Below are 12,793 nucleotides of genomic sequence, written 5' to 3' on the forward strand. Positions count from 1 at the left end.
AGCCAGTTGGTTTTCGCCAACTCGATCACCTCATCACCGCGTCCGCTCATCACCGCCTTGAGCATGTACAGGCTGAAGCCCTTGGCCTGTTCCAGCTTGATGCTCGGCGGCATCACCAGTTCCTGGGTGGCGGTGACCACGTCCACCAGCACCGGGCCGTCGTGGGCCAGTGCGCGGCGCAGGGCCGGTTCCAGGTCTTCGGACTGCTCTACGCGAATGCCGAGGATGCCCATGGCGTTGGACATGGCGGCAAAGTCCGGGTTTTTCAGCTCGGTGCCGGTATCCAGGTAGCCCGCTGCTTTCATCTCCATGGCGACGAAGCCCAAAGAAGAGTTGTTGAACACCACCAGCTTCACCGGCAGGTTCAGCTGCGCCAGGCTGATGAAGTCACCCATCAGCATGGTGAACCCACCGTCGCCGGACATCGAAATCACCTGGCGCCCGGGAAACGCGGCTTGCGCACCGATGGCCTGGGGCATGGCGTTGGCCATCGAGCCATGGTTGAACGAGCCGATCAACCGGCGCTTGCCGTTCATTTTCAAGTAACGCGCCGCCCAGACTGTCGGCGAGCCCACGTCGGCGGTGAAGATTGCGTCGTCGTCCGCCAGTTCGCTGAGCAGGCGCGCGACATACTGCGGGTGAATTGGCCTGCCGGCCTTTGACGGTTCCGCCAGGTCATCCAGCCCTTGGCGGGCTTTTTCATAATGCTTGAGCGAGGTTTCGAGGAAGCTGCGGTCCGTCTTGCGGGTCAGGCGCGGCAGCAGCGCCTGGATGGTCTCGCTGACGTCAGCTGCAATGCCCAGGTCCAGCGTGGCACGCCGGCCCAGTGCCTGTGGGTTGCGGTCGACCTGGATAATTTTTGCGTCGGTCGGGTAGAACTGGCGATACGGGAAGTCGGTGCCGAGCATGATCAGCGTGTCGCAGTTGAGCATGGCGTGGTAGCCGGAGCTGAAGCCGATCAGGCCGGTCATGCCGACGTCGAACGGGTTGTCCCACTCCACATGTTCCTTGCCGCGCAGGGCATGCACCACGGGCGCGCCGAGGGCGTCGGCCAGGGCCACCACCTCATCGTGGGCGCCGGCACAGCCGCTGCCACACAGCAGGGTGACTTTGCCGCTGTGTTCGAGGATGTCGGTGAGGCGTTGCAGGTCCTGTTCCGCCGGCAACGTGCGCGGTGCCAGCAGGGCCGGCCACGGTTTGAATTTATCTTCTACTTCCAACAGTGACACATCCCCTGGAATCACCACCACCGCTACGCCGCGGTTGAGGATCGCCGAGCGCATGGCACGGTGCAGCACGTGAGGCATCTGCTCGGGGTTGGTCACCAGCTCGATAAAGTGGCTGCACTCCTTGAACAGCTCCTGGGGATGGGTCTCCTGGAAGTAGTTCAGGCCGATCTCGGAGGAGGGGATCTGTGCGGCAATGGCCAGCACCGGCACGTGGTTGCGATGGCAATCGAACAGGCCATTGATCAAGTGCAAGTTGCCGGGGCCGCAGCTGCCGGCGCATACGGTCAGTTCGCCGGTGGCGGCGGCTTCGGCACCGGCGGCAAACGCGGCCACTTCTTCGTGGCGCACATGCATCCACTCGATGCTGTCCATGGTGCGCAGGGAGTCGGTCAGGCCGTTGAGGCTGTCGCCGGTCAGGCCCCAGATGCGCTTGATGCCCGCCTGTTCAAGGGTGGTCGCCAATTGCTGGGCCAGGGTGATTTTCGCCATGAAGAACTCCAATCGTCAGTGAGGGTAAAAAGCTGCTGATCAGTTAAGGACAGTTCCATGGCGCTGAATGCTCCCCGCTCAATGTGAAGAATTGGTCATCGCAGCGCGATATTGCCGAGTGCGGCGGGCGATAAACAGTTGGTCTTTTATCAACGCCAGCAGCGGAGTCACCCCGGGTTTCGGCTGGCGGCCACGGCTCAGGCGGCGAAGCTGATAGCGCACCACTGCCATGCTCGCCAGGCTGGCCAGGGGTTTGCGCTTCCAGCGGATCGGCGGCAATTGCGGGTTGAGATCGCGGCCGGCGCGCCATTGCTTGATCAGGTGCGGCTCCAGGGTCAGCGCGGTGGCGATCCCGGCCATGGCGATGCCGCTGTCCAGGACTTGCTGCACGATCGGCAAGCGCCGGATGCCGCCGGTGACCATCACCGGCATGTTGGCGACTTTCGCCAGGTCGCTGGCCATCTCGATGAAATAGGCTTCGCGGGCCAGGGTGCGTCCGTCGCGAGCCTCGCCTTGCATGGCCGGGGCTTCGTAGCTGCCGCCGGACAGTTCCAGCAGGTCGATGGCCAGCGGGTTGAGCAGTTCGACCACGGAGCGGGCGTCGGCGGCGTCGAAGCCACCGCGCTGGAAGTCGGCGGAATTGAGTTTCACCGCCACGCAGAAATCCGCGCTCACGGCGGCGCGCACGGCTTTGATCACTTCCAGCAACAGCCGCGCACGGTTTTCAACGCTGCCGCCCCAGCGGTCTGTGCGCTGGTTGCTCAAGGGCGAGAGAAACTGGCTGAGCAGGTAGCCGTGGGCCGCGTGAATCTGCGCACCGCTGAAGCCGGCCTTTTCGGCGAGACGCGCGCTGGTGGCGAAGCGCGTGATGACGTCCTGGATATCTTCTTCGGTCATGGCCTTGGGTTGGGCGAACATCTTAGAAAAGCCGCCGAGATCGAGGGCCACCGCCGAAGGTGCCAGGGCCTGCTGGCCGAGGTTGGCCATGGTCTGACGGCCCGGGTGGTTGAGCTGCACCCAGAACTGCGCGCCCTTGGCCCGGCCAATCGCGGCCCATTGGCGAAACTTGTCCAGGTGACGTTCGTCTTCCAGCACCACGCCGCCGGGGCCGGTCATGGCACGTCGATCAATCATCACGTTGCCGGTCAGGATCAGGCCGGGCTCGCCGTCGGCCCAGGCTTGATACAAGCGCATCAGGGCCTCGGAAGGCGCCTGGTTCGCATCCGCCATGTTCTCTTCCATCGCCGCCTTGGCGATGCGGTTACTGATGAGCTGGCCGTTGGGCAATTGCAACGCTTCAAAGGGCGACATGCTTGACTCCTCACATTGGGAGCGCTCAGGCTAAGCTTAAAGGTCACTTTAAGGTCAATGGGGTTGGCGATGAATATTGGTGAACTGGCGGGACGCAGCGGCTTGGCAGCCTCGAAGATTCGTTTTTACGAAGCCCAGGGGCTGATCCAGGTCGAGCGACAAGGTAATGGCTATCGCCGTTATCCCATGCAGACGTTGCAGACGCTGCAATTGATCCAGGGCGCTCAGCGCGCCGGTTTCAGCTTGCAGGAGTTGAAGGCGCTGATGCCCGACGATTCGCCGAGCGAGGCGAAACGCGCCGATATCATCTTGAGGCTTGAGCGCAGGATTGCGCAGATAGAAGAGCTTCAAGCCCGAATGGACCAGAGCAAGGCAGAGTTACGCGCGGTGATCGCCACGATCCAGGCACACCCGGAAGGCACGCCGTGCACCCAGGCGCAGGACAAGGTCTGGGCCTCAATCGAGGCGCATAAAAAAACGCCGCGTATCTGACGATACGCGGCGTTCGTTTACAGCAACAAAACCTTAGGCTTGAACCACAGGGATGTTGGCGCTTGCAGCAATTTCACGGAACTCGGCGATCTGGTCAAAACTCAGGTAGCGATACACGTCGCTGGCCATGGTGTTGATCTTCGCGGCGTATTCCATGTACTCCTCGACGGTCGGCAGGCGACCCAGGATGGAAGCCACCGACGCCAGCTCGGCCGAAGCCAGGTAGACGTTTGCGCCGTCACCCAGACGGTTCGGGAAGTTACGGGTCGACGTCGACACAACGGTCGAGTTCGGCTCTACACGTGCCTGGTTACCCATGCACAGCGAGCAGCCCGGCATTTCCATGCGCGCGCCAGCCTTGCCGTAGATGCCGTAGTAGCCTTCTTCGGTCAGTTGGTGAGCGTCCATCTTGGTCGGCGGCGACAGCCACAGACGGGTTGGCAGCTGACCCTTGACCTGATCCAGCAGTTTACCGGCAGCGCGGAAGTGACCGATGTTGGTCATGCACGAACCGATGAACACTTCGTCGATCTTCTCGCCTGCAACGCTGGACAGCAGACGGGCGTCGTCCGGATCGTTTGGCGCGCAGAGCACAGGCTCCTTGATGTCGGCCAGGTCGATCTCGATGATTTCAGCGTATTCGGCGTCAGCATCGGCAACCATCAGCTCAGGGTTGGCAACCCAGGCTTCCATCGCTTGGGCACGACGTTCCAGGGTACGCGCATCGCCGTAGCCTTCACCGATCATCCAGCGCAGCAGGGTGATGTTGGAGTTCAGGTACTCGGTGATGGATTCTTTCGACAGCTTGATGGTGCAACCGGCAGCCGAACGTTCAGCCGAGGCGTCGGACAGCTCGAAGGCTTGTTCGATGCTCAGGTTATCCAGGCCTTCGATTTCCAGGATGCGGCCGGAGAAGGCGTTCTTCTTGCCTTTCTTCTCTACGGTCAGCAGGCCAGCCTGGATCGCGTAGTAAGGAATGGCGTGAACCAGGTCACGCAGGGTGATACCAGGTTGCATTTCACCTTTGAAACGCACCAGGATCGATTCCGGCATGTCCAGCGGCATGACGCCGGTGGCTGCGGCGAACGCTACCAGGCCGGAACCGGCCGGGAACGAAATGCCCATCGGGAAGCGGGTGTGGGAGTCACCACCGGTACCGACGGTGTCTGGCAGCAGCATGCGGTTCAGCCAGCTGTGGATGATGCCGTCGCCCGGACGCAGCGATACGCCGCCACGGGTCATGATGAAGTCAGGCAGGGTGTGGTGGGTGGTCACGTCGATCGGCTTTGGATAGGCCGCGGTGTGGCAGAACGACTGCATTACCAGATCGGTGGAGAAGCCCAGGCACGCCAGGTCTTTCAGTTCGTCACGGGTCATGGGACCGGTGGTGTCCTGGGAGCCGACGGTGGTCATCTTCGGTTCGCAGTAGGTGCCTGGACGAACGCCAGCCACGCCGCAGGCCTTGCCGACCATTTTCTGCGCCAGGGTGTAGCCCTTGTCGCTTTCAGCCGGGGCTTCCGGCAGCTTGAACAGGGTCGAAGGTGGCAGACCCAGCTCGGCGCGAGCCTTCTCGGTCAGGCCGCGGCCGATGATCAGCGGGATACGACCGCCGGCACGGACTTCGTCCAACAGGACCGGGGTCTTCATTTCGAAGGTGGTCAGGACTTCATCGCTGTTGTGCTTGGTGACTTTGCCAGCATGCGGGTACAGGTCGATCACGTCGCCCATGTTCATGTTGGTAACGTCGAACTCGATTGGCAGTGCGCCGGCATCTTCCATGGTGTTGTAGAAGATTGGAGCGATCTTGCTGCCGAAGCAGAAGCCGCCAGCGCGCTTGTTCGGCACGTAAGGCACGTCGTCGCCGAAGAACCACAGTACCGAGTTGGTGGCCGATTTACGCGACGAACCGGTACCGACCACGTCACCGACGTAGGCGATCGGGAAGCCCTGGCCGCGCATTTCTTCGATCTGCTTCATCGGGCCGGTCTTGCCTTGCTCATCCGGCACGATGCCTTCACGGGCCATTTTCAGCATGGCCAGGGCGTGCAGCGGGATGTCAGGACGGGACCAGGCGTCCGGGGCAGGGGACAGGTCGTCGGTGTTGGTTTCGCCGGTGACCTTGAACACGCGCAGGCTGATCTTGTCGGCCAGGGTCGGGCGGTTCTTGAACCACTCGCCGTCGGCCCAGGACTGGATCACGGCTTTGGCGTGTTCGTTGCCGTTCCTGGCTTTTTCCGCGACGTCGTGGAAAGCATCGAACATCAGCAGGGTGTGCTTGAGTTGGGCGGCAGCGACGGGGGCCAGGGTGGCGTCGTCCAGCAGCTCGACCAGGGTCACGATGTTGTAGCCGCCTTGCATGGTGCCGAGCAGTTCAACAGCGCGTTTCTTGTCGATCAGGGGAGAAGTAGCTTCGCCCTTGGCCAGGGCAGACAGGAAACCGGCCTTGACGTAGGCAGCTTCGTCAACGCCTGGTGGAATGCGGTTGGTGATCAGGTCAACGAGGAATTCTTCTTCGCCAGCCGGGGGATTTTTCAGCAGCTCGACCAGGCCTGCGGTTTGTTCGGCGTTAAGCGGCTGGGGAACGATACCCAGGGCTGCACGCTCTTCGATATGTTTGCGGTAGGCTTCAAGCACAGTTATTACCCTCATCAGTGGTCCCACGGGACGCTCATCCAGAAATGCACGGCACGCATGCGCTCAGGGGCTTTTTGGGCCGTAGAGCCAGCGCTGCCGGCAATCCTCACAGAAGCTGCTTTCAAAGTTTTACGCCTGCAGAACGGAGCTGATGAGGGTTGGCGCTGGCTATTTACCGGGTAAATAACCATCGCCAACACCGTTCTTTAGGAACGACTGTGCTCGTGACGCTTTGAAAACAGCTTCCAACGGATTATTGGCGCCTTACAAGGCCGGATGATTCTACGGCAAAAAAATTCTAAACGTAAGTTGCCGCGCCAAGTTTGCAGGGTGATCAACCTTAGACAAAGGGCTAACATATGCAACTGTTTCGCTGATTTGTGCGTTGTCGACCATGTCTAACCAAACCATCAAGACCCCCTGCGTAGGCCTGTGCTCCACGGTTTACGGCGATCTTGTGTGCCGGGGGTGCAAGCGGTTTCACCATGAGGTGATTCAGTGGAACGGGTATAACGAGGAAGAAAAACGTGCGGTTTGGCTGCGGCTGGAGCAGTTGTTGGTGCAGGTGATGGCCGGGAAGCTTGAGGTGTTTGACCCGAAAATGCTGCGGGGGCAGCTGGAGCAGCGCAAGATTCGGTTTGTGCCGCATCAGTCGGAGTACTGCTGGGCGTATCAGTTGATTGCCCGGGGAGCGCGGGTGATCAGCAATCTGGAGGCTTACGGGATGGTGTTGATGCCGGAGTTTCGGGAGTGGGGGTTGCCTGAGTTGCGGGATGCCATTGACCGGGAGTTTTTTATTTTGTCCGAGGCGCATTATCAGCGGTATATCGCGCCGGGGTTTCTCAGGGATGCGTTTGGGGGGTGATTGAGTACATATCCGTTATTTGGGTAACGGCCGCTTATGGTTCCGCCCTTACAACGGCTAAACCGGCGTCCTGCCGGTTTACCCGCTGCGCAATACCTGCGTTCGGCCTCGGGCTTATTGGGGCAGTCAGATCAAGATCAAAAGCAAGGGCACGGCGGCCTGAGAGCCGACCTGAGTGTTAAAAGCCAGATCAAAAGCCAGAGCGAAAGCAGAGCTGCTTTTCTGTAGGAGCTGGCTTGCCGGCGATGCAGGCTCCTCGGTACATCAGACACACCGAGGTGATGCCATCGCCGGCAAGCCAGCTCCTACAGTGGACCGTGCCCGCTTTAGCTTTTGATTTTGCACTTCAACACTCACCCATTAGCCAGCTCTTCCAGATGATCCATCAACTCCTGCGGCTTAAGCACCAACACATCACTGTCCACCGCATCCAGCACTACCTCCGCCGTATTCCCGATCAACGCCCCTGAAATCCCGGTGCGCGCCACCGTACCTATGATGGTCACCGCCGCCTGCCACTTGTGCGCCGCGTGAGGAATCAACACATCCGCCGGCCCTTCCTCGATATGCAGATGAGTGTCGTCAATATCGAACTCCGCCTGAAACGCCTTGCACTGCTCACGATACCGGGCCTCGATCGTCTCCTTGAGCTGAAACACCGGATCCGCCGCCGACAGCATTGGCGACGGATGCGCACTGATCACATGCAACTGCGCCTTGGCCAGGCTCGCGATATCAAACCCATGATCAATGATCGCGTTATGCAACGCCTGATGCTCGGCATCAGAATTGCCCACATCGATGGCCGCCAAAATCACCCCGCCAGCCCAAGGCCTGGACGTCTTCACCAGCAGCACCGGAGTCGGGCAGTAGCGCATCAACTTCCAGTCGGCAGGCGTCAACAGCGCCTTTTTCAGCGGGCTGTCAGCGAAATGCTGCTTGACCACCAACCCACAACCCTCCGCCTGCTGCACGTCGATGATGGTTTCATGCAGGCTGTCATTCCACGCCTGTTCGGTGGTGACGCTGTAGCCATCCTCCTGCAAACCGGCCTTCAGCAGGCTCAACATCGCAGAATGCTCGTGCTTCTTGTCACACACCAACAAATGCAAATGTGCCCCGGTGACGCCGGCAATCAGCTTGGCGCGCTTGAGGGCCAGGCTTTCCGAATGCTCAGGCTCGATGACCACCAGGATGCTGCGTATGGCTTGCATGGTCGGGTTCTCCAAAAAAGGGTGGGCGTGGAACAACTATAGTTGCTGCCCGGCACACGTCATGTTGATGCACATCAAGCCCGGTAGCTGGCGGTCTGCGGCGCGGTCGGTATAATCGCCGGCCTTTTGTGAATCTTTGCCCGTGAGCCCGATGAACCTGCCAGAAATCCACGAATTCCTCGGTTGCCGCACCCCCGACGGCTGGGTCCAGGCCGCGTTGGCCGACCAGGAAACCCTGCTGATCGACCACAAGAACTGTGAATTCAAGGCCGCCAGCACCGCCTTGAGCCTGATCGCCAAGTACCATTCCCACGTCGACCTGATCAACCTGATGTCACGCCTGGCCCGGGAAGAACTGGTGCACCACGAGCAAGTCATGCGCCTGATGAAGAAGCGCAAGATCGAGCTGCGCCAACTGTCCGCCGGCCGCTACGCCTCGGGTTTGCGCAAGGTGGTGCGCAGCCATGAACCGGTCAAACTGGTGGATACCCTAGTGGTCGGCGCGTTTATCGAAGCCCGCAGTTGCGAGCGTTTCGAAGCACTGGTGCCGCATTTGGACGAAGAACTCGGCAAGTTCTATTTCGGCCTGCTGAAAAGCGAGGCCCGGCATTTCCAGGGTTACCTGAAACTGGCTTACCAGTACGGCGACGCCAAGGACATCGCCCAGGTCATCGACCGTGTACGTGCCGCCGAGCAGGAACTGATCGAGTCACCGGACGTCGAGTTCCGCTTTCACAGCGGCGTGCCAGCCTGACGCAACCGCTGCACCGAGCAACGTGGTGATCCCGGCGAGTATCAGGATCACCGCCTGCGTCCCCAGCGGCGCCGCCAGCAGTGCGATCAGCAAACCGGCCAGCGGCTGCGAGAGGTTGTTGAGCAAGGTCAGCACGCCCACCGTCTTGCCAAAGTCCCGGGCCGGGATTACCCGTTGTCGGACGCTGCGGATGTACACGTTGAACATCTTGTCGAAACCGGTCAGCAGCAGGAAACCCACGGCATAAGCCCACACATTCGGGCTGATGGCCGTGATCAACGCTCCCACGGCAATCATCGAATACGACAAACCGCCCAGCACCTTGAGCGGCAGGGAAGCGCGCGCCAGGAAAAACAGGATGGCGATGGTCACCAGCGCGCCGGCCGCCTGCAACCCGGCGTAGGTGTCCTTGCCGGCGGCGTATTGGCCAATGACCATCGCGGCGGAAGTGGCGAGGGTGACGCCGATGATCAGGTTCACACCCACCGCCAGGGCGATAATCCTTTTCAGCTCCGGCAGGTCGCGGATATGCCCGAAGGCAACGCGCAACGGTTGCAGCCAGATGTCGTTGTGCTGCTCGAAAGTTTCAAGATTGACCGTGGTGTGGCGTTGCCAGCTGCGCATCGCCAGGTCCGCCAGCAGGAACAGCCCTGCAACCCCCAGCACGACCCAGTGCCAGGCCCAGACGCCCAACATCAGCGCCGCCACCAGCGGGCCCAGCACCAGCCCGGTCTGGTCGGCAATCTGCGAGTAGGACAAGGTCTTGGCGTAGGTGTAATGCTTGAAGATATGCGGCAGCAGCACCTCCCGGGCCATGATGCCCTGGGTGGTCAACACGCCGCACAGCGCCGAAAGCATGACAATCCAGTAAATCCCGTCGAACATTCCATACAGCAGCACCGCCGCCACACACGCCAGCGCCCGGTACACCTGGCTGATATGCAGGACGCGCACGGCGGGATATTTGTCGCACAACGCCCCGCACACCGGGAACGACAGGTACCGCGGCAAGGATTCGACAAAAAACGCCAGGCCCGCCCACGACACACTGTTGGTGGTCTGGAACACGATCAACGGCACGATGAACAACAGAATCTGGTCGGCCAGGCGTGACAGAAACAACGAAATGAAGAAAGCCAGGTAATCCTTGCGCATGGTGTGCTCGTGTCCGTGAGTCAAATCGTCGTCAGTAGCCGGAGCCGGATTTATCCGTGAGATTGTGGCGCTCGTCGCCCTTGAGCGGCGGGTTGAATACGCTGACCAGCACCAGGTCCTGCTCCTTTCCGCCTCTTAGATAATGGCAGTCGTGTTGGTCCAGCGCATAAATATCACCGGGGCGGATCGGGTAGACGTTACCGTCCATATCTTCGACTTCACCCTCACCGGCGATGCAGTAGCAAGCCTCCAGGTGATTACGGTATTGCAGCAGTGACTCGGTGCCGGCACGCACGACGGTGTGGCAGACGGTATAACCCATCCCGTCCTTTTCCGTCAGCAACCGATGGCTGGTGCCAGCGCCCCATTCGACAAAGTGCGCGGTGTTTTCTATGTCTGATTTGTGACGAACGAACATGGTTTTCTCCCGCTATGTAGGTAGAGGGCCATGATTCTCTTGTGTTTGTGGTGTTGTCATCAGCGACACTTCCGAAAAGCGTGTGGGGCGCATCTGGCGGACGGTACCGAGTTAAAGACTGCGGTGAAACTGTTAAAAACTCTTAAAAGCATGAAGCTTCGTCGGCCAGTGATGGCCAGCTGCTTTAGTCTGCCGGCTTGCCACCTATAATGCGCACACTTCAATCCGCGCGTGCACTGGAAATTTATGGATAACTTGGGTCTCGGCAAGGTCTTGCTCGTGGAGGACGATGAGAAGCTGGCAGGGCTGATCGCCCATTTCCTGTCCCAGCATGGCTTCGAGGTGCTGGCCGTGCACCGCGGCGACCTGGCGCTGGCGGCGTTCCTGGAGTTCAAGCCGAAGATCGTCGTGCTCGACCTGATGCTGCCCGGCCAGAGCGGCCTGCATGTGTGCCGTGAAATTCGCAACGTGTCCGACACACCCATCGTGATCCTCACCGCCAAGGAAGACGACCTCGACCACATCCTCGGCCTGGAGTCCGGCGCCGATGATTATGTGATCAAGCCGATCAAGCCGCCTGTGCTGCTGGCTCGCCTGCGCGCCCTGCAACGTCGCCAGGCGCCGGAACCCACGGTGCGCGGCGCCCTTGAGTTCGGCCGCCTGGCCATCGACCGCAGTTGCCGGGTGGTGAGCCTGGGCGGGGAGAAGATCGACCTGACCACCATGGAATTCGAACTGCTGTGGTTGCTGGCCAGCGCCGCCGGGAAAATCCTCTCCCGCGATGACATTCTCAACCGCATGCGCGGTATTGCCTTTGACGGGCTCAACCGCAGCGTCGACGTGTACATCAGCAAGCTACGCGGCAAGCTCAATGACAACCCCCGGGAGCCGGTGTGCATCAAGACCATCTGGGGCAAGGGCTACCTGTTCAATCCGTTCGCCTGGGAGGTCTAGATGTTAAGGCTGTTTCTGCGTCTGTATATCATCCTGGCCATTGGCTTGGCCGGGGCGATCTGGCTGGTGAACTACACCTTCGATGAGCTGTTGCCGGAGGCCAACGAAACCTACAACCGCGAAGCCCTGCGCGGCCCGGCGTATGGGCTGGTGGAACAATTGCGGCCGGTGACGGGGGAAGCGCGCGCCGCCCGCCTGGCCGAGTTGCAACCGCACTATGGGCTGCGCCTGGCGCTGGTGCAGCGGGACAAGCTGAAACTGACCGAGCGTGAGCAGCAGCTGCTGGCCAGTGGCGAGTTGGTGGTGCGTGGGGATTTCATGGAGTTCATCTCCAACATCGACGGCGGCAACCAACTGCTGGAAATCAAACTGCCGGAAGAGCCTAAGTGGCTGTACATGTGGGCCTATGGCTTTCTCGGCCTGTGCCTGGCGATTGTCCTGTACTTCTGGGTTCGGCCCCATTGGCGTGACCTGGAGCATATCCGCCTGGCCGCGCAACGTTTCGGTGACAACGATCTCGGCTCGCGCATCCTGCTGCCGCGCCGTTCTACTGTGCGCGAGCTGGCGGGGCACTTCAACCAGATGGCCGAGCGCATCGAAAGCCTGATCGCCAATCAGCGCGAGTTGACCAACGCCGTGTCCCACGAGCTGCGTACGCCGATTGCGCGGCTGTCGTTTGAGCTCGACCAGCTCAGGCAACAGGCCGATCCACGGGAGAGCCGCGCACTGATCGCCGACATGTATGCCGACCTCGGCGAGCTGGAAGAAATGGTCTCGGAACTGTTGACTTACGCCAGCCTGGAACGCGGCGCCACGCAGATCACCCGGGAAAGCATCGAGGCCCACAGCTGGCTCGACAGTGTGATCGGCAGCGTCGCCCTGGAGGCCGAGGCGGCAGGCGTGCAGTTGCTGCTGCGCACCTGTGAAGTCGATTACATCCGTATCGAGCCGCGCTTTATGGCACGGGCGGTGATCAACCTGTTGCGCAATGCAATTCGCTATGCAGACCGGCGTGTGGAAGTGTCGCTGGTGAAGTTTGGCACCGGCTATGAAGTACGGGTCAATGACGACGGGCCCGGTGTGCCGGTGGAAGGGCGAGGGAAGATTTTCGAGCCGTTCCTGCGCCTGGACGCCAGCCGTGACCGGCGCACCGGTGGCTTCGGCCTCGGCCTGGCGCTGGTGCGGCGGGTGTGCCAATGGCATGGCGGGCAGGTTGAAGTGCTGGATTCGGAGTGGGGCGGGGCATCGTTTCGGATGACCTGGGCGTATGCCGAGTAG

At 60.8% G+C, this 12,793-nt stretch carries 11 protein-coding genes; 5 read left to right on the plus strand and 6 right to left on the minus strand.

Annotated elements, in window-relative coordinates:
• A partial coding sequence (gene poxB, locus JV201_RS14140) for a ubiquinone-dependent pyruvate dehydrogenase (protein WP_219407173.1) occupies nt 1–1,718 on the minus strand: 1,718 nt, incomplete at its 3' end.
• 78 nt (nt 1,719–1,796) lie between these two features.
• Entirely contained in the window at nt 1,797–3,029 is a 1,233-nt protein-coding gene (locus JV201_RS14145) for an NADH:flavin oxidoreductase/NADH oxidase family protein (RefSeq protein ID WP_177027882.1), read from the minus strand.
• Nucleotides 3,030–3,098: 69 nt separating this feature from the next.
• Here JV201_RS14145 and JV201_RS14150 point away from each other — a divergent pair, with 69 nt between their 5' ends.
• Nucleotides 3,099–3,521: a MerR family transcriptional regulator gene (locus JV201_RS14150; RefSeq protein WP_219407174.1), complete on the plus strand. Its 423-nt coding sequence runs from the start codon at nt 3,099–3,101 to the stop codon at nt 3,519–3,521.
• A 33-nt stretch (nt 3,522–3,554) separates the two neighbouring features.
• On the opposite strand, the gene acnB is transcribed toward JV201_RS14150, so the two are convergent.
• A complete protein-coding gene (acnB, locus tag JV201_RS14155; RefSeq protein WP_003209239.1) occupies nt 3,555–6,155 on the minus strand; it encodes a bifunctional aconitate hydratase 2/2-methylisocitrate dehydratase in 2,601 nt (866 codons plus the stop codon).
• 394 nt (nt 6,156–6,549) lie between these two features.
• Here acnB and JV201_RS14160 point away from each other — a divergent pair, with 394 nt between their 5' ends.
• Nucleotides 6,550–7,020 (plus strand): DUF1289 domain-containing protein, encoded by a 471-nt coding sequence (locus JV201_RS14160; RefSeq protein ID WP_003209237.1) that lies wholly within the window; start codon nt 6,550–6,552, stop codon nt 7,018–7,020.
• 353 nt (nt 7,021–7,373) lie between these two features.
• On the opposite strand, the gene JV201_RS14165 is transcribed toward JV201_RS14160, so the two are convergent.
• Nucleotides 7,374–8,234 (minus strand): universal stress protein, encoded by an 861-nt coding sequence (locus tag JV201_RS14165; protein WP_003217553.1) that lies wholly within the window; start codon nt 8,232–8,234, stop codon nt 7,374–7,376.
• Nucleotides 8,235–8,385: 151 nt separating this feature from the next.
• Between JV201_RS14165 and JV201_RS14170 the strand changes: the two genes are divergently transcribed.
• Nucleotides 8,386–8,988: a tRNA-(ms[2]io[6]A)-hydroxylase gene (locus JV201_RS14170; protein ID WP_008431008.1), complete on the plus strand. Its 603-nt coding sequence runs from the start codon at nt 8,386–8,388 to the stop codon at nt 8,986–8,988.
• On the opposite strand, the gene JV201_RS14175 is transcribed toward JV201_RS14170, so the two are convergent.
• Nucleotides 8,944–10,143, minus strand: a complete 1,200-nt coding sequence (locus JV201_RS14175) for an MFS transporter (protein WP_219407108.1) — start codon at nt 10,141–10,143, stop codon at nt 8,944–8,946. The two genes, JV201_RS14170 and JV201_RS14175, sit on opposite strands and share 45 nt — an antisense overlap.
• A 31-nt stretch (nt 10,144–10,174) precedes the next feature.
• Nucleotides 10,175–10,561, minus strand: a complete 387-nt coding sequence (locus tag JV201_RS14180) for an ectoine synthase (protein ID WP_003217559.1) — start codon at nt 10,559–10,561, stop codon at nt 10,175–10,177.
• 246 nt (nt 10,562–10,807) lie between these two features.
• On the opposite strand from JV201_RS14180, the gene JV201_RS14185 reads away from it, so the two are divergent.
• Together JV201_RS14185 and JV201_RS14190 are read left to right on the plus strand one after the other, a co-directional pair.
• Nucleotides 10,808–11,515 (plus strand): winged helix-turn-helix domain-containing protein, encoded by a 708-nt coding sequence (locus JV201_RS14185; protein WP_003217561.1) that lies wholly within the window; start codon nt 10,808–10,810, stop codon nt 11,513–11,515.
• Complete coding sequence (locus JV201_RS14190; protein WP_219407109.1) at nt 11,516–12,793, plus strand: ATP-binding protein; 1,278 nt, start codon at nt 11,516–11,518, stop codon at nt 12,791–12,793.

The organism is Pseudomonas sp. Colony2 (genome assembly GCF_019382755.1).
Taxonomy (GTDB): domain Bacteria; phylum Pseudomonadota; class Gammaproteobacteria; order Pseudomonadales; family Pseudomonadaceae; genus Aquipseudomonas.